14 protein-coding genes, 1 tRNA gene and 1 pseudogene are annotated in these 18,182 nt (G+C 58.1%); 15 read left to right on the top strand and 1 reads right to left on the bottom strand.

Annotated elements, in window-relative coordinates:
* The 11 genes and pseudogenes from ASD36_RS30265 to rpoC all read left to right on the top strand — a co-directional run.
* Positions 1 to 103 (top strand): annotated as a pseudogene (locus ASD36_RS30265) (elongation factor Tu); the annotation flags it as partial.
* A gap of 231 nt (positions 104 to 334) precedes the next feature.
* Positions 335 to 1,228 (top strand): NAD(P)-dependent oxidoreductase, encoded by an 894-nt coding sequence (locus ASD36_RS18350; protein ID WP_060505014.1) that lies wholly within the window; start codon positions 335 to 337, stop codon positions 1,226 to 1,228.
* A 149-nt stretch (positions 1,229 to 1,377) separates the two neighbouring features.
* A tRNA-Trp gene (locus tag ASD36_RS18345) sits at positions 1,378 to 1,453 on the top strand.
* Positions 1,454 to 1,649: 196 nt separating this feature from the next.
* Positions 1,650 to 1,850, top strand: a complete 201-nt coding sequence (secE, locus tag ASD36_RS18340) for a preprotein translocase subunit SecE (protein ID WP_037103350.1) — start codon at positions 1,650 to 1,652, stop codon at positions 1,848 to 1,850.
* Positions 1,851 to 1,866: 16 nt separating this feature from the next.
* Entirely contained in the window at positions 1,867 to 2,397 is a 531-nt protein-coding gene (gene nusG / locus ASD36_RS18335) for a transcription termination/antitermination protein NusG (RefSeq protein WP_060505015.1), read from the top strand.
* 262 nt (positions 2,398 to 2,659) lie between these two features.
* Entirely contained in the window at positions 2,660 to 3,091 is a 432-nt protein-coding gene (gene rplK / locus ASD36_RS18330) for a 50S ribosomal protein L11 (RefSeq protein ID WP_037103352.1), read from the top strand.
* Between the two features lies 1 nt (position 3,092).
* Positions 3,093 to 3,791, top strand: a complete 699-nt coding sequence (gene rplA / locus ASD36_RS18325) for a 50S ribosomal protein L1 (protein WP_037103354.1) — start codon at positions 3,093 to 3,095, stop codon at positions 3,789 to 3,791.
* Between the two features lie 324 nt (positions 3,792 to 4,115).
* Positions 4,116 to 4,637, top strand: coding sequence for a 50S ribosomal protein L10 (gene rplJ / locus ASD36_RS18320; protein ID WP_037103356.1), 522 nt, complete (start codon positions 4,116 to 4,118; stop codon positions 4,635 to 4,637).
* Between the two features lie 57 nt (positions 4,638 to 4,694).
* A complete protein-coding gene (rplL, locus tag ASD36_RS18315; protein WP_037103358.1) occupies positions 4,695 to 5,072 on the top strand; it encodes a 50S ribosomal protein L7/L12 in 378 nt (125 codons plus the stop codon).
* Between the two features lie 267 nt (positions 5,073 to 5,339).
* Positions 5,340 to 9,482, top strand: a complete 4,143-nt coding sequence (gene rpoB, locus ASD36_RS18310; protein ID WP_060505013.1) for a DNA-directed RNA polymerase subunit beta — start codon at positions 5,340 to 5,342, stop codon at positions 9,480 to 9,482.
* Between the two features lie 189 nt (positions 9,483 to 9,671).
* Positions 9,672 to 13,883, top strand: a complete 4,212-nt coding sequence (gene rpoC, locus ASD36_RS18305; protein WP_060505012.1) for a DNA-directed RNA polymerase subunit beta' — start codon at positions 9,672 to 9,674, stop codon at positions 13,881 to 13,883.
* Between the two features lie 120 nt (positions 13,884 to 14,003).
* Here rpoC and ASD36_RS18300 read toward each other — a convergent pair whose 3' ends face one another.
* Entirely contained in the window at positions 14,004 to 14,300 is a 297-nt protein-coding gene (locus tag ASD36_RS18300) for a hypothetical protein (protein ID WP_060505011.1), read from the bottom strand.
* Positions 14,301 to 14,875: 575 nt separating this feature from the next.
* Between ASD36_RS18300 and rpsL the strand changes: the two genes are divergently transcribed.
* The 4 genes from rpsL to ASD36_RS18280 form a co-directional block, all read left to right on the top strand.
* The gene (rpsL, locus tag ASD36_RS18295; RefSeq protein ID WP_003507760.1) at positions 14,876 to 15,247 is read left to right on the top strand and encodes a 30S ribosomal protein S12; all 372 of its coding nucleotides are present in this window, start codon (positions 14,876 to 14,878) and stop codon (positions 15,245 to 15,247) included.
* Between the two features lie 78 nt (positions 15,248 to 15,325).
* On the top strand, positions 15,326 to 15,796 hold the full coding sequence (gene rpsG, locus ASD36_RS18290; RefSeq protein WP_037103366.1) for a 30S ribosomal protein S7: 471 nt from the start codon (positions 15,326 to 15,328) through the stop codon (positions 15,794 to 15,796).
* A 29-nt stretch (positions 15,797 to 15,825) separates the two neighbouring features.
* A complete protein-coding gene (gene fusA / locus ASD36_RS18285; RefSeq protein WP_060505010.1) occupies positions 15,826 to 17,925 on the top strand; it encodes an elongation factor G in 2,100 nt (699 codons plus the stop codon).
* Between the two features lie 69 nt (positions 17,926 to 17,994).
* Positions 17,995 to 18,182: GTP-binding protein (locus ASD36_RS18280; protein ID WP_006728776.1), on the top strand; the 188-nt coding region annotated here is incomplete at its 3' end.

The following is an 18,182-nucleotide window of genomic DNA, read 5'->3' as shown; positions in this document are numbered from 1 at the left end:
CGAGCTGATCGTTCCGATCGCCATGGAAGAAAAGCTGCGCTTCGCTATCCGTGAAGGCGGCCGTACCGTCGGCGCCGGCATCGTAGCCTCCATCGTCGAGTAATCGGCGATAGCAAGAACTGAAAAGGGCCCCGCTGGCAACAGCGGGGTTTTTTGTTATCTGGCAACAGATGGCATCATGTTGTTTGCTGCTGCGCCCGGAAACCTTGCGCGGCATGAATTGATCGTAGCCTGGTCTGGAGAGTGACCCTTGTGGCGCTCGAAGGGGCAGGGGCATAGCGGAATGACGGGCATGCAAGCGCCTGCACGGGGTTGTGACCGAACGGAGGATGTCATGGGCAAGAGAATTCTGTTTACCGGTGGTGCAGGCAAGGCAGGTCGCCACGCTGTGCCGTATCTCGTTGAGGCGGGCTATGAGGTGCATAATGTCGACCTGGCGCCACTGGAGAGCCCGGGCGTCACCAATCTGATCGCCGACATCACCGATAGCGGTCAGATGTTCAATGTCATGTCGATGCACCGGGATTTCCCCGATATGGAACAGGGGAAGGGGCCGCAGCCATTTGATGCGGTGGTTCATTTCGCCGCCGTGCCGCGCATCCTGATCAAGCCGGACAACGAAACCTTCCGCATCAACACGATGGGCACCTACAACGTCATCGAGGCGGCAGTGAAGCTCGGTATCCGCAAGATCATCATTGCCTCCAGCGAGACCACCTACGGCGTCTGCTTTGCCGAAGGTCATCGCGACTTTCATCAGTTCCCCCTGGATGAGGACTATGACGTTAATCCGATGGATTCCTACGGGCTGTCGAAGGTGGTGAACGAGAAGACGGCGCGTGCCTTTGCCGAACGCTCCGGGGCCGATATCTATGCGCTGAGGATAGGCAATGTCATCGAGCCGCACGAATACGCGCGATTCCCGGCCTATTTCGCCAATCCGGAAATCCGCAAACGCATCGCCTGGAGCTATATTGACGCCCGCGATCTCGGGCAGATCGTCAAGCTCTGCGTCGAGAAGGACGGGCTCGGTTTCCAGGTTTTCAATGCAGTCAATGATACGGTGTCGGCCAATACGCCGACGCGGGAACTGGCGGTGCGGTATTTTCCAGGCGTGCCGTTCACCCGCGAGATTGGTGAGTTCGAGAGCTTGCTTTCGAACCGGAAGATCCGCGAAGTGCTGGGGTTCCGGGAGGAGCATGACTGGCGTCAATACGTCGAAGTCTAGACTGTGGATATCAGGCCGGGAAAAACGGGACCGGATGCGGATTTCTTTTCTTTTTTCGCGCAAAGACGCTTGTCAATTCCGGTCAAACTGAATAATAACCCGCTGACTTCATGTGGCGCTTCGCATTTTGCATCTGGCGCTGCTGGTCTAGGGGTATAGCTCAGTTGGTAGAGCGGCGGTCTCCAAAACCGCAGGTCGTAAGTTCGAGCCTTACTGCCCCTGCCATTCAATTCGGTACATATCAAGCCGCAGCGAGCTGGCACACTATACAGGGAGAAGGCTTGTCTTTTCCGGCTAATTTCGCAAAAAGATCGTTGACCTCTTGTGATTTATAGAATCGGTCTTTATGTAGGGTTCAAACAGACACGCGGCGCGTGGGGCTGATCGTCAGCTTTACGGGCCGTTAAGGCGTGAGCATTCAATGGCATCCAAAACAAATCCATTTACGTTTCTGCAGCAGGTTCGTGCTGAGACGGCGAAAGTCACTTGGCCTTCACGGCGCGAGACGATGATCTCGACGCTGATGGTATTCGTCATGGTGTTCTTTGCGGCGATCTTCTTTTTTGCTGCGGACCAACTGATGGGCTGGCTGATTGGCCTCGTCCTGAATGCTGGCGTCTGAACGGTTGGGGATGAATATGGCAGCGCGTTGGTACATCGTTCACGCCTACTCGAATTTCGAGAAGAAGGTCGCTGAATCGATCGAGGAGAAGGCCAAGCAGAAGGGCTTGAGCCATCTGTTTGAAAAGATTCTCGTTCCGACCGAGAAGGTCGTTGAAGTTCGTCGTGGCCGCAAGGTCGATGCCGAGCGCAAGTTTTTTCCGGGTTACGTGCTTGTGCGCGCCAATCTGACGGATGAGGCCTATCACCTCATCAAGAATACGCCCAAGGTTACGGGCTTCCTCGGTTCCGACAACAAGCCGGTTCCGATCCCGGATTTCGAAGCCGAGCGCATTCTCGGTCAGGTTCAGGACGGTGTAGATCGTCCGAAGCCTTCGATTTCCTTTGAGGTCGGTGAGCAGGTACGCGTCTCCGACGGTCCGTTCGCATCGTTCAACGGTATCGTTCAGGACGTTGACGAGGAGCGTTCGCGCCTCAAGGTTGAAGTGTCGATCTTCGGCCGCGCTACGCCGGTTGATCTTGAGTACGCTCAGGTCGAAAAAGTCTGATTTCAGAATGCCGCAGCGCCGGGATTGTCTGGCTGCGCGGCATTCTTTTGTTTCCGGATGGTTTTATCCGGTAAAGGCGGGGCAACCCGCAATCCGCGTGGAAGGGTAAGGGTCTTAGCCGGATCCGGTTCCGCACCACGCAACCGCAGCCGCCGCGCTTTTCGAGCGTGGCATGAAGGGCCGGGAAACCGGCCAGAACATTTCCGGTTCCGATCTGCCATTGGCGGGGAGGGAGCCTGGAAAACCATAAAGGCAGAGAGATATGGCTAAGAAAGTTGCAGGCCAGCTCAAGCTTCAGGTCAAGGCAGGATCGGCAAACCCGTCCCCGCCAATCGGCCCGGCGCTTGGTCAGCGTGGCATTAACATCATGGAATTCTGCAAGTCGTTCAATGCGGCTACGCAGGAAATGGAAAAGGGCATGCCGATCCCGGTCGTCATCACCTATTACCAGGACAAGTCCTTCACTTTCGTCATGAAGCAGCCGCCAGTCAGCTACTTCCTGAAGAAGGAAGCAAAGCTCACCTCGGGTTCGAAGACCCCGGGCAAGGGAGCTGCTGCAGGTAAGCTCACCAAGGCTCAGATCAAGTCGATCGCCGAAGCCAAGATGAAGGACCTGAACGCAGCCGATATCGAAGGCGCAATGACCATGATCGAGGGCTCCGCCCGCGCCATGGGTCTGGAAGTGGTGGCGTAACATGGCAAAGCTTGCAAAGCGTGTACAGAAGACCCGCGAAGGCATCGATCCGACGAAGCTCGTTGCTCTGTCGGAAGCCATCACCCTGGTGAAGGCCCGTGCGATCGCAAAGTTCGACGAAACCATCGAAGTTGCGATGAACCTCGGTGTTGATCCGCGTCATGCCGACCAGATGGTCCGTGGCGTTGTCAACCTGCCGAACGGCACTGGCCGTGACGTTCGCGTTGCCGTGTTCGCACGTGGCGCCAAGGCTGATGAAGCTAAGGCTGCCGGCGCAGACATCGTCGGTGCGGAAGACCTGGTTGACATCGTTCAGGGCGGCAAGATCGATTTCGATCGCTGCATCGCCACTCCGGACATGATGCCGCTCGTCGGCCGTCTCGGCAAGGTACTCGGCCCGCGTGGCATGATGCCGAACCCGAAGGTCGGAACCGTCACCATGGACGTCGCCGGTGCTGTCAAGGCATCGAAGGGCGGCGCCGTTGAGTTCCGCGTCGAAAAGGCCGGTATCGTTCACGCTGGCATCGGCAAGGCATCGTTCGATGCTGCTGCTCTTGAAGAAAACATCCGCGCTTTCGCTGATGCGGTCATCAAGGCAAAGCCGGCTGGCGCCAAGGGCAACTACGTCAAGCGCGTCGCGATTTCCTCGACCATGGGTCCAGGCGTCAAGATCGACCCGTCGACGGTTAGCGCCGCTTAATCAGTTTATCCGGGCCTCGGTCCGGTCACAGATTTCCGGCTCCTCGGAGCCGGAAATTCCGGGATCAAACCCGGAACTCCTGTCCGAGATTGCAGGTGGTTATCCCTTAATCACTTCAGCCTGCATGAGATGGGTGAGTCCCGAATTTCATTTGATGCACGCAAGTGTGGAAATTCGGTTCGAACCTCGGCTTGCCTTGTGAACGCTGCGAAGCGTCCGCAGGGGACAGGATCCTCGAGCGTCGCCTGAGATCACCTTGATTTCTTGCGGCAAAGGCAAACCGACTGGGCTGTGTATTGCGGTCCAGTCAACTGGAGATAGGCAGTGGAAAGAGCGGAAAAACGCGAATTCGTCACGGAGCTGAACGAGTCCTTCAAGGGCGCCGGTTCGGTTGTCGTGGCCCACTATGCTGGTGTCACAGTCGCACAGATGAACGACTTCCGTTCGAAGATGCGCGCTGCTGGCGGCACCGTCAAAGTCGCGAAAAACCGCCTGGCCAAGATCGCCCTTCAGGGTACGGAAGCCGAAGGGATGTCCAATCTCTTCAAGGGCCAGACGCTGGTAGCATTCAGCGCCGACCCGATCACGGCTCCTAAGGTTCTCATGGACTTCGCCAAGACCAACGACAAGATCGTTGTTCTGGGTGGCGCCATGGGCGCAACCACGCTGTCCGCGGATGCAGTCAAGTCGCTTGCGACCCTGCCGTCGCTGGACGAGCTGCGTGCAAAGCTGCTGGGTATGATTCAGACCCCGGCAACGCGCATCGCATCGGTTGTTGCAGCACCGGCAAGCCAGCTTGCCCGCGTGTTCGCAGCCTACGCCAAGAAGGACGAAGAAGCCGCATAAGGCGGTTTTTCGTTGTTATATCAAACCAAGTTCGAACCGAATAAAAGGAACTATAAAATGGCTGATCTCTCTAAGATCGTTGAAGACCTGTCCTCGTTGACCGTTCTGGAAGCTGCAGAACTGTCGAAGCTTCTTGAAGAAAAGTGGGGCGTTTCCGCTGCTGCTCCGGTAGCCGTTGCTGCTGCTGGCGGCGCTGGCGTTGCTGCTGCTGCTGAAGAAGAAAAGACTGAGTTTGACGTCATCCTCGCTGATGCCGGCGCAAACAAGATCAACGTCATCAAGGAAGTCCGCGCGATCACAGGCCTCGGCCTGAAGGAAGCCAAGGATCTCGTTGAAGCTGCTCCGAAGGCCGTCAAGGAAGGCGTTTCCAAGGCTGAAGCTGCAGACCTCAAGAAGAAGCTCGAAGAAGCTGGCGCCAAGGTTGACGTCAAGTAATTCTGCTTGTTTTAAAGGAGAGGTGGCCATGAAAATGGCCGCCTCTCTTTGACCGCTTTCTGAACATATTACCCAAAAGCCCATTGAAAACGGCTTTTGGGTAATGGGTTCTTCAAGAGGATAGTCCCGAACCAGGAACAGCACAGCAATCCGCGCTGAGCGTTTTTGGGGGCTGGACGAGATTGAACAATCCATTGATTGACGGGGTCGACTGGCCATCGGTTCCCGTCCGTTGCAGGCCCGGATGCAAAATTTGAAGGAGCGACGATGGCTCAGACCCTTTCTTTCAATGGTCGTAGGCGCGTACGCAAGTTTTTTGGTAAAATTCCCGAAGTCGCAGAAATGCCGAACCTCATCGAGGTTCAGAAGGCATCCTACGATCAGTTCCTCATGGTCGACGAGCCGCAAGGCGGCCGTCCGGACGAGGGGCTTCAGTCTGTTTTCAAGTCGGTTTTCCCGATCACCGATTTCTCCGGCGCTTCGATGCTCGAATTCGTGTCCTACGAGTTCGAACAGCCGAAGTTCGACGTCGAGGAATGCCGTCAGCGCGATCTGACCTACGCAGCGCCGCTCAAGGTGACGCTGCGCCTCATCGTGTTTGATATTGACGAGGATACGGGCGCCAAGTCGATCAAGGACATCAAGGAACAGAACGTTTACATGGGCGACATGCCGCTCATGACCAACAACGGTACGTTCATCGTCAACGGCACCGAGCGCGTCATCGTCTCCCAGATGCACCGTTCGCCGGGCGTGTTCTTCGACCACGACAAGGGCAAGAGCCACTCCTCGGGCAAGCTGCTGTTTGCTGCCCGCGTCATTCCCTATCGCGGCTCCTGGCTCGACATCGAATTCGATGCCAAGGACGTTGTGCACGCCCGTATCGACCGCCGCCGCAAGATTCCGGTGACGTCGCTGCTGATGGCGCTCGGCATGGACGGCGAGGAAATCCTCGATACGTTCTACACCAAGTCGCTCTACCAGCGTGACGGCAAGGGCTGGCGCATTCCGTTCCAGCCGGACGTCTTGAAGGGCCAGAAGGCCTTGTCCGACCTGATCGACGCCGACACCGGCGAAGTGGTCGTGGAATCCGGCAAGAAGCTGACCCCGCGTCTGTTGAAGCAGCTCACCGAAAAGGGCCTCAAGGCCATCAAGGCGACCGATGACGAACTTTACGGCAACTTCCTGGCCGAAGACCTCGTCAACATGTCGACCGGTGAGATCTTCCTCGAAGCCGGCGATGAAATCGACGAGAAGACGCTCGGCGTCATCCTCGGTGCTGGTTTCGACGAAATCCCGATCCTCGACATCGACCATATCAATGTCGGTGCCTACATCCGCAACACGCTTTCGGTCGACAAGAACGAAAACCGTCAGGATGCGCTGTTCGATATCTACCGCGTCATGCGTCCCGGCGAGCCGCCGACCATGGATTCGGCTGAAGCCATGTTCAACACGTTGTTCTTCGATGCGGAGCGTTACGACCTGTCCGCCGTTGGCCGCGTGAAGATGAACATGCGTCTCGACGTGGATGCTGCCGATACGGTTCGTGTTCTGCGCAAGGAAGACATCCTGGCTGTTGTCCGGATGCTCGTGGACCTGCGTGACGGCAAGGGCGAAATCGACGACATCGACAACCTCGGCAACCGCCGTGTGCGTTCGGTCGGCGAATTGATGGAAAATCAGTATCGCCTCGGTCTGCTGCGCATGGAGCGTGCGATCAAGGAACGCATGTCGTCGATCGAAATCGACACTGTCATGCCGCAGGACCTGATCAACGCCAAGCCGGCTGCTGCCGCTGTTCGCGAGTTCTTCGGTTCCTCGCAGCTGTCGCAGTTCATGGACCAGGTGAACCCGCTGTCGGAAATCACCCACAAGCGCCGTCTTTCGGCTCTTGGACCGGGCGGTCTGACGCGCGAACGCGCCGGCTTCGAAGTCCGCGACGTTCACCCGACCCATTACGGCCGTATCTGCCCGATCGAAACGCCGGAAGGCCCGAACATCGGTCTGATCAACTCGCTGGCGACCTTTGCCCGCGTCAACAAGTATGGCTTCATCGAAAGCCCTTACCGCAAGATCGTTGACGGTAAGGTCACTAAGGATGTCGTCTATCTGTCGGCGATGGAAGAAGCCAAGTATCACGTGGCCCAGGCCAACTCCGAACTCAACGACGACCAGTCCTTCGTTGAAGAATTCGTTGTTTGCCGTCACGCTGGCGACGTTATGCTCGCTCCGCGCGATGTCGTGAACCTGATGGACGTTTCGCCAAAGCAGCTCGTTTCTGTTGCTGCGGCGCTCATTCCGTTCCTGGAAAACGACGACGCCAACCGCGCTCTGATGGGTTCCAACATGCAGCGTCAGGCCGTGCCTCTGCTGCGTGCGGAAGCACCGTTCGTCGGTACCGGCATGGAGCCGATCGTGGCTCGCGACTCCGGCGCTGCCATCGCTGCCCGTCGTGGCGGCGTGGTCGACCAGGTCGATGCGACCCGTATCGTTATCCGTGCGACGGAAGATCTCCAGGCCGGCAAGTCCGGCGTTGACATCTACCGCCTGCAGAAGTTCCAGCGTTCCAACCAGAACACCTGCGTCAACCAGCGCCCGCTGGTCACCGTCGGTGACATCCTGAACAAGGGCGACATCATCGCTGACGGTCCCTCGACCGATCTCGGTGACCTGGCTCTCGGCCGCAACGCGCTCGTCGCGTTCATGCCGTGGAACGGTTACAACTACGAGGACTCGATCCTTCTGTCCGAGCGCATCGTTCGCGATGACGTGTTCACCTCCATCCACATCGAAGAATTCGAAGTGATGGCGCGCGACACCAAGCTTGGTCCGGAAGAAATCACCCGCGACATTCCGAACGTTTCGGAAGAAGCGCTGAAGAACCTCGACGAAGCCGGTATCGTCTACATCGGCGCCGAAGTGGCTCCTGGCGACATTCTGGTCGGCAAGATCACCCCGAAGGGCGAAAGCCCGATGACGCCGGAAGAAAAGCTTCTGCGCGCCATCTTCGGTGAAAAGGCGTCCGACGTCCGCGACACCTCCATGCGTATGCCTCCGGGCACCTTCGGCACCATCGTCGAAGTTCGCGTCTTCAACCGTCACGGCGTGGAAAAAGACGAACGTGCGATGGCGATCGAGCGGGAAGAGATCGAGCGTCTTGCCAAGGACCGCGACGACGAACAGGCGATCCTCGATCGCAACGTCTACTCGCGTCTCCTCGACATGCTGCGCGGCCAGGTCGCTGTTGCCGGTCCGAAGGGCTTCAAGAAGGGCACCGAACTTTCGAACGCCGTCATTTCCGAATATCCCCGCTCGCAGTGGTGGATGTTTGCGACGGAAGACGAAAAGGCTCAGGGCGAAGTCGAAGCTCTGCGTGGCCAGTACGACGAATCCAAGTCGCTGCTCGAGCATCGCTTCATGGACAAGGTCGAAAAGGTTCAGCGTGGCGACGAAATGCCTCCGGGCGTCATGAAGATGGTCAAGGTCTTCGTCGCTGTGAAGCGCAAGATCCAGCCAGGCGACAAGATGGCTGGCCGTCACGGCAACAAGGGTGTGGTTTCTCGCATCGTGCCGATCGAAGACATGCCGTTCCTGGAAGATGGTACGCATGTTGACGTCGTGCTCAATCCGCTGGGCGTGCCTTCGCGCATGAACGTTGGCCAGATCCTTGAAACCCATCTGGGTTGGGCCTGCGCCGGCATGGGCAAGCAGATCGGTCAGATGCTCGACGCCTATAAGGCAGGCGACAGCATCCAGCCGCTGCGCGATACCATTGACAGCGTCATTGGTTCCGGTCCGAAGGGCGAGCCGATCAAGGACTACGACGATGAATCCATCGTCCGTCTGGCCGAGCAGACCCGCCGCGGCGTGTCGATCGCAACGCCTGTCTTCGACGGTGCTGTCGAAGCCGACGTCAACGAGATGCTGGAACAGGCAGGCCTGAAGGTTTCGGGTCAGTCGACGCTGTATGATGGCCGTACCGGCGATCAGTTCGACCGTCAGGTGACGGTCGGCTACATCTACATGCTGAAGCTGAACCACCTTGTGGACGACAAGATCCACGCCCGTTCGATCGGTCCTTACTCGCTCGTCACTCAGCAGCCGCTCGGTGGTAAGGCGCAGTTCGGCGGTCAGCGCTTCGGGGAAATGGAAGTCTGGGCTCTGGAAGCTTACGGCGCCGCCTACACCCTGCAGGAAATGCTGACGGTGAAGTCCGACGACGTGGCCGGCCGTACCAAGGTCTACGAAGCGATCGTCCGCGGAGACGACACCTTCGAAGCCGGTATTCCGGAGAGCTTCAACGTTCTCGTCAAGGAAATGCGCTCGCTGGGTCTTTCTGTCGAACTGGAGAACTCCAAGCTCGACGAACTCACGACGGCGACGCAGCTGCCGGACGCGGCCGAGTAAGACATCAGGGTGCGTGCCGCTTTTAAAAAGGCGGCGCGCACCGTTTCCACCCGATCCCGCGTTGGCGGGGCAGGGTAGGAAATACGGCCGCATTTGATGCGGTTTTATCCGTTTCGAGCAGGAGCCGGCGCCCGGGAATTGCCGCGCTCTCTGCCAAGCTCAGGGCGATAGCCCATAAAGGAGATAGGCATGAACCAAGAGGTCATGAACCTTTTCAATCCGCAGGTGCCTGCGCAGACCTTCGATTCCATCCGGATCTCGATTGCGTCGCCGGAGAAGATTCTCTCCTGGTCCTACGGTGAGATCAAGAAGCCGGAAACCATCAACTACCGCACGTTCAAGCCGGAACGCGACGGCCTGTTCTGCGCGCGCATCTTTGGCCCGATCAAGGACTATGAGTGCCTGTGCGGCAAGTACAAGCGCATGAAGTACAAGGGCATCATCTGCGAAAAGTGCGGCGTCGAAGTGACGTTGTCGCGCGTTCGCCGTGAGCGCATGGGGCATATCGAGCTTGCCGCTCCGGTCGCCCATATCTGGTTCCTGAAGTCCCTGCCGAGCCGCATCGCGACGCTGCTCGACATGACGCTGAAGGATATCGAGCGCGTCCTCTATTTCGAAAACTACATCGTCACCGAGCCAGGCCTGACTTCTCTCAAGGAAAATCAGCTTCTCTCGGAAGAAGAATACATGATCGCCGTCGACGAGTTCGGCGAAGATCAGTTCACGGCGATGATCGGTGCTGAAGCCATCTACGAGATGCTGGCCTCGATGAATCTCGAAAAGATCGCCGGCGATCTGCGTTCGGAAATGGCTGACACCACGTCCGAGCTGAAGCAGAAGAAGCTGATGAAGCGCCTGAAGATCGTTGAGAACTTCATGGAATCCGGCAACCGTCCGGAATGGATGATCATGAAGGTCGTTCCGGTGATCCCGCCGGATCTGCGTCCGCTGGTTCCGCTGGACGGCGGCCGTTTCGCGACGTCCGACCTCAACGACCTCTATCGCCGCGTCATCAACCGGAACAACCGGTTGAAGCGCCTGATCGAGCTGCGTGCGCCTGGCATCATCATCCGCAACGAAAAGCGCATGCTGCAGGAATCCGTTGACGCCCTGTTTGACAACGGCCGCCGCGGCCGCGTCATCACCGGTGCCAACAAGCGTCCGCTGAAGTCGCTGTCCGACATGCTCAAGGGCAAGCAGGGCCGCTTCCGTCAGAACCTGCTCGGCAAGCGCGTCGACTATTCCGGCCGTTCGGTTATCGTGACCGGCCCGGAACTGAAGCTGCACCAGTGCGGTCTGCCGAAGAAGATGGCGCTCGAACTGTTCAAGCCATTCATCTACGCCCGCCTCGACGCCAAGGGTTATTCCTCGACCGTCAAGCAGGCCAAGAAGCTGGTTGAAAAGGAAAAGCCGGAAGTCTGGGATATTCTCGACGAGGTTATCCGCGAGCATCCGGTTCTCCTGAACCGCGCTCCGACGCTGCACCGCCTGGGCATCCAGGCCTTCGAACCGACCCTGGTCGAAGGCAAGGCGATCCAGCTGCATCCGCTCGTCTGCACGGCGTTCAACGCCGACTTCGACGGTGACCAGATGGCCGTTCACGTCCCGCTGTCGCTGGAAGCGCAGCTGGAAGCGCGCGTGCTCATGATGTCGACGAACAACATTCTGCACCCGGCAAACGGCGCGCCGATCATCGTTCCGTCGCAGGACATGGTTCTCGGCCTCTACTATCTGTCGATCCTGAACCAGAACGAGCCGGGCGAAGGCATGGCCTTCTCCGATCTCGGCGAACTGCATCACGCGCTTGAAACCAAGTCGGTGACGCTGCACGCCAAGATCCGTGGCCGCTTCAAGACCGTCGATGCCGAAGGCAAGCCGGTTTCGAAGATCTATGAAACCACGCCTGGCCGTATGCTCATCGGCGAACTTCTGCCGAAGAACGCCAACGTGCCGTTCGACGTCTGCAACCAGGAACTGACCAAGAAGAACATCTCCAAGATGATCGACACGGTCTACCGTCATTGCGGCCAGAAGGACACGGTCATTTTCTGCGACCGCATCATGCAGCTCGGCTTCGCCCATGCCTGCCGAGCCGGCATTTCGTTCGGCAAGGACGACATGGTCATTCCGGATACCAAGGCCAAGATCGTCGGCGACACCGAAAGCCTGGTGAAGGAATACGAACAGCAGTACAATGACGGCCTGATCACTCAGGGCGAAAAGTACAACAAGGTGGTCGACGCCTGGGGTAAGGCAACGGACAAGGTCGCCGAAGACATGATGGCCCGCATCAAGGCCGTTGAGTTCGACCCGGCAACCGGCCGGCAGAAGCCGATGAACGCCATCTATATGATGTCGCACTCCGGCGCCCGTGGTTCTCCGAACCAGATGCGTCAGCTGGGCGGCATGCGCGGCCTGATGGCCAAGCCGTCGGGTGAAATCATCGAGACGCCGATCATCTCGAACTTCAAGGAAGGCCTGACCGTTAACGAGTACTTCAACTCGACCCACGGTGCCCGTAAGGGTCTCGCAGACACCGCCTTGAAGACCGCAAACTCCGGTTACCTGACACGCCGTCTCGTCGACGTCGCGCAGGATTGCATCGTCAATTCGACGGATTGCGGTACCGAAACCGGCCTCACCATGACCGCCATCGTCGATGCCGGTCAGGTTGTTGCCTCCATCGGTGCCCGTGTTCTCGGCCGTACCGCACTCGACAATATCGATCATCCGGTTACCGGCGATCGCATCGTCGACGCTGGCAAGATGATCCTCGAAGCCGATGTCGTCGAAATCGAAAAGGCTGGCATCCAGTCGATCCGTATTCGCTCGGCACTGACCTGCGAAATCCAGACCGGCGTCTGCGGCGTCTGCTACGGCCGTGACCTTGCCCGCGGTACTCCTGTCAACATGGGTGAAGCGGTCGGTGTTATCGCTGCTCAGTCGATCGGTGAACCGGGCACCCAGCTCACCATGCGTACGTTCCACCTTGGTGGCACGGCGACGGTTGTCGACAGCTCGTTCCTGGAAGCGTCGTACGAAGGTACGATCCAGATCAAGAACCGCAACATGCTGCGCAACTCGGAAAACGTTCTCGTCGCAATGGGCCGCAACATGGCGATCCAGATTCTCGACGAACGTGGTGTCGAGCGGTCCTCGCAGCGTGTCGCCTACGGTTCGAAGATCTTTGTCGATGATGGTGACAAGGTGAAGCGCGGCCAGCGTCTGGCCGAGTGGGACCCCTACACACGCCCGATGATGACGGAAGTCGAAGGTACGGTTCATTTCGAAGATATCGTCGATGGTATCTCCGTTCTGGAAGCGACCGACGAAGCAACCGGCATCACCAAGCGTCAGGTTATCGATTGGCGTTCGACGCCACGCGGTATCGACCTGAAGCCGGCAATCGTCATCAAGGACAAGAACGGCGCAGTCATGAAGCTGTCGCGTGGTGGCGACGCCCGCTTCATGCTTTCGGTCGACGCCATTCTGTCGGTAGAGCCGGGCACCAAGGTCTCCCAGGGTGACGTGCTCGCACGTTCGCCGCTGGAAAGCGCCAAGACGAAGGACATCACCGGCGGTCTGCCGCGCGTTGCCGAACTCTTCGAAGCGCGCCGTCCGAAGGATCACGCGATCATCGCCGAAATCGATGGTACGATCCGCTTCGGCCGCGACTACAAGAACAAGCGCCGCGTGCTGATCGAGCCTGCGGAAGACGGTGTAGAGCCGGTCGAGTACCTGATCCCGAAGGGCAAGCCCTTCCATCTTCAGGATGGCGACTATATCGAAAAGGGTGACTACATCCTCGACGGTAACCCGGCACCGCATGACATCCTGGCGATCAAGGGTGTGGAGGCACTTGCTTCCTACCTGGTCAACGAAATCCAGGAAGTCTATCGTCTGCAGGGCGTTGTGATCAACGACAAGCACATCGAGGTGATCGTTCGCCAGATGCTGCAGAAGGTGGAAGTGACCGACGCCGGTGACTCGACCTATATCGTTGGCGACAGCGTCGACCGCATCGAACTGGAAGATGTCAACGATCAGCTGATCGAACAGGGCAAGAAGCCGGCTTACGGCGATCCGGTTCTGCTCGGCATCACCAAGGCATCGCTGCAGACGCCGTCGTTCATCTCGGCCGCTTCCTTCCAGGAAACGACCAAGGTGCTGACGGAAGCTGCGATCGCCGGCAAGACCGACGGCCTGCAGGGTCTGAAGGAAAACGTCATCGTCGGCCGCCTTATCCCGGCCGGTACCGGTGGCACCATGACCCAGATCCGCCGTATTGCGACCGCGCGCGACGAGATGATCCTCGAAGAGCGCCGCAAGGGAACGGGTGCCGACGCTGCAACGCCGATGCTGGCCGACATGGCAGCCAAGGAAGAAGCAGCAGCCGAATAAGGCTGAAAAGGCGAGGGCGGTTCTGCCGCCCTTGGTCTCCCATTGAAAAAGCCGCCCGGATCGCTCCGGGCGGCTTTTTGCATTCTCGCTATCGGCGTCCGCCGATGACACCCCTTTCGGTCAACCGAACTTGATGATCGCGACTTCACCGGTGAGCGCGCCCTGGTAGGCGGAGGCGTGCGGCTCATCGTCCGGTGCATCGGTCAAGGTGCCGATCTGGTCGAGGTCTGCTTCGAGGAAACCTTCCTCGGCCAGTGCATTCAAGGCTTCACGCACGGCGGTGTCGTCGTCGGGTGCGCGCAGCATCACGTGGATGTCCACGCCCTCTTTGTCGCCATCCTGCTCATACGCCTTGCCGATGATGATGAAGACCATCGGTCCGTCGAGATTGTTGTCGTTGTCCGGCTTGGCAGTCATGGCTCATTCCTCTTTCGAAAGCTCTATTCTGTGACATTACAGCGTATTGCCGCAGCGCGCGCCGGAAAAAACACTGTTCCACGACGAATCGTCGAGACTTGGGGGGAGGGCGATTCCCCCGGTTCTTGCCGAATTGCAGAATTGCTTTATGATTCTTTAAGTTGAGAAGCCTGCTCCGGCGATTCCGCCTTTCGGGAGCAGGGGCGAGCTCCTCTTTGCCCGGCAAAGCCTTGTTTTGCAGGCATGACAGCCCTGCGCGTCCGGGAATATTTGTTAATTCCCCTTGACGGGACACCCCGAAATCAGTACACCCCGCCCCATCGGAGCCTATGTGAGGCTGGCTGGTTCGGAACGTCATGTTCTGGAGTTCGCCTCAAACAAGGTTCGAAACGCACGCTGAAGACCAAAATGCTGGACGCAAGACGCTGAAATAACAGTGTCCTCTGCTTTTTTGCGGGCCATCTGCTGAAAAGTGGATCGGTCCTCGTTTTGCGCATTTATAGCGTTCGAAACCGCCGGCGACGGCATTGATCCGCCCGCAAGGGTATTGAGACAGAATTGTAAGGGATGGTTATATGCCTACCGTAAACCAGCTGATCCGCAAGCCGCGTCAGGCACAGGTAAAGCGTAATAAGGTTCCTGCTTTGCAGGAAAACCCGCAGAAGCGTGGCGTTTGCACCCGCGTTTATACGACGACCCCGAAGAAGCCGAACTCGGCTCTGCGTAAGGTTGCCAAGATCCGCCTCACCAACGGCTTCGAAGTCATCGGCTACATTCCGGGCGAGGGTCACAACCTTCAGGAACACTCCGTTGTCATGATCCGCGGCGGCCGTGTAAAGGACTTGCCGGGCGTTCGTTACCACATCATTCGCGGCGTTCTCGATACCCAGGGTGTCAAGAATCGTAAGCAGCGCCGTTCGAAGTATGGTGCGAAGCGTCCGAAGTAATTCGGGTTCCACAGTTTAAGGCGCTGCGCGAGGTTCTCCGCGTGTTAAGGCGCCCGTTCAAAGTTGAGAGACAAAAGTATGTCACGTCGTCATAGTGCAGAAAAGCGCGAGATCAATCCGGACCCGAAGTTCGGCGATCTGGTTGTCACCAAGTTCATGAATGCTATCATGCTTCATGGTAAGAAGTCGGTCGCTGAAAGCATCGTTTACGGTGCATTCGATCTCGTTCAGGGCAAGCTGAAGCAGGAGCCGGTCACCGTGTTCCATTCCGCGCTCGACAATATCGCTCCGCACGTCGAAGTCCGTTCGCGCCGCGTTGGTGGTGCAACCTATCAGGTTCCGGTCGATGTTCGTCCCGAACGCCGCCAGGCTCTTGCCATTCGCTGGCTGATCGCTGCTGCCCGCAAGCGCAACGAAACCACCATGATCGATCGCCTCTGCGGCGAACTCATGGATGCTGCGAACAACCGTGGTAGCGCCGTCAAGAAGCGCGAAGACACGCACAAGATGGCCGACGCCAACCGCGCATTCTCGCATTACCGCTGGTAATCGACGAACAATTTTCGAAAGGCAGTCATATGGCTCGCGAATATAAAATCGAAGACTACCGTAATTTTGGTATCATGGCGCATATCGACGCCGGCAAGACCACGACGACCGAGCGGATTCTGTACTACACGGGCAAGTCGCACAAGATCGGCGAAGTCCATGACGGCGCTGCCACCATGGACTGGATGGAGCAGGAACAGGAACGCGGTATCACCATCACGTCCGCTGCTACCACGACCTTCTGGAAGGGCCGTGACGGCAAGATGCGCCGCTTCAACATCATCGACACCCCCGGCCACGTCGACTTCACCATTGAAGTCGAGCGTTCGCTGCGTGTTCTCGACGGTGCGATCGCCCTGCTCGACGCCAACGCTGGTGTAGAGCCGCAGACGGAAACCGTCTGGCGTCAGGCTGAAAAGTACAACGTCCCGCGGATGATCTTCTGCAACAAGATGGACAAGACCGGCGCCGATTTCTATCGCTCGGTTTCGATGATCAAGTCGCGCCTCGGTGCGATCCCGGTTGTCATGCAGCTGCCGATCGGCGCAGAAAGCGACTTCAAGGGCGTTATCGACCTGGTCGAAATGAACGCGCTCGTCTGGCGTGATGAATCGCTCGGCGCCCAGTGGGATGTCGTTGAAATCCCGGACGACATGAAGGAACAGGCTGCGGAATACCGCGAACTCCTCATCGAGACCGTTGTCGATATCGACGAAGCAGCAATGGAAAACTACTTGAACGGCGTCATGCCCGACAACGATCAGATCCGTGCGCTGGTTCGCCGTGGTACCATCGACGTGAAGTTTCACCCGATGTTCTGCGGTACGGCCTTCAAAAACAAGGGCGTTCAGCCTCTGCTCGACGCCGTCTGCGATTACCTGCCGTCGCCGCTCGACATTCCGTCGATCAAGGGCATCGACGTCAAGACCGAAGCCGAAATCGAACGTCATCCGTCCGATGACGAGCCGCTTTCGATGCTCGCGTTCAAGATCATGAACGACCCCTTCGTCGGTTCGCTCACCTTCGCCCGTATCTATTCCGGCAAGCTCGAAAAAGGCACGTCGGTCATGAACACGGTCAAGGAAAAGCGCGAGCGCGTTGGCCGTATGCTGCAGATGCATTCCAACTCCCGTGAAGACATCGAAGAAGCCTTTGCTGGCGACATCGTTGCTCTCGCGGGTCTCAAGGACACCACCACCGGCGACACGCTCTGCGATCCGCTGAAGCAGGTTATCCTTGAGCGTATGGAATTCCCCGAGCCGGTCATCCAGATCGCCATCGAGCCGAAGACCAAGAACGACCAGGAAAAGATGGGCCTCGCGCTGAACCGCCTGGCTGCTGAAGATCCGTCGTTCCGCGTCAAGACGGACGAAGAATCCGGTCAGACGATCATCGCCGGCATGGGCGAACTCCACCTCGACATTCTCGTCGACCGTATGCGTCGCGAATTCAAGGTTGAAGCTACCGTCGGTGCGCCGCAGGTTGCTTACCGTGAATCGATCACGAAGAAGCACGAAGAAGACTACACGCACAAGAAGCAGTCCGGTGGTACCGGTCAGTTCGCGCGCGTCAAGATCATCTTCGAACCGAACGATGAAGGCGATGACTTCAAGTTCGAGTCGAAGATTGTTGGTGGTGCAATTCCGAAGGAATACATCCCCGGCGTTCAGAAGGGCATCGAAAGCGTTCTTTCTTCGGGTCCGCTGGCCGGCTTCCCGATGCTTGGCGTCAAGGCAACCCTGATCGACGGCGCATTCCACGATGTCGACTCCTCGGTTCTGGCGTTCGAAATCGCTTCGCGTGCCTGCTTCCGTGAAGCAGCCAAGAAGGCTGGTGCACAGCTGCTCGAGCCGATGATGAAGGTCGAAGTCGTGACGCCGGAAGATTACGTCGGTGACGTGATCGGCGATCTGAACTCGCGTCGCGGTCAGATCCAGGGCCAGGAAACGCGCGGCATTGCCGTCGTTATCAGCGCCAATGTACCGCTGGCCAACATGTTCAAGTACGTGGACAACCTGCGCTCGATGTCGCAGGGCCGTGCACAGTACACGATGACCTTCGACCACTATGCGCCGGTTCCTTCGAACGTGGCACAGGAAATCCAGGCGAAATACTCCGGTCAGAAGTGACCGGAGCCTAACGCCAGCTGACAGAAACAAGAGAATTACCCTTCGGGGTTACAAAACGGAGAGCCGGAAATGGCAAAGAGCAAATTTGAGCGCAATAAGCCGCACGTTAACATTGGCACGATCGGCCACGTCGACCATGGCAAGACGTCGCTGACGGCGGCGATCACGAAGTATTTCGGCGAGTTCAAGGCGTACGACCAGATCGACGCAGCACCGGAAGAAAAGGCCCGCGGCATCACCATCTCGACGGCACACGT

This window comes from Rhizobium sp. Root1334 (assembly GCF_001426665.1).
Classification (GTDB): domain Bacteria; phylum Pseudomonadota; class Alphaproteobacteria; order Rhizobiales; family Rhizobiaceae; genus Pararhizobium.
This window is presented reverse-complemented; position numbering and strand designations above follow the sequence as displayed.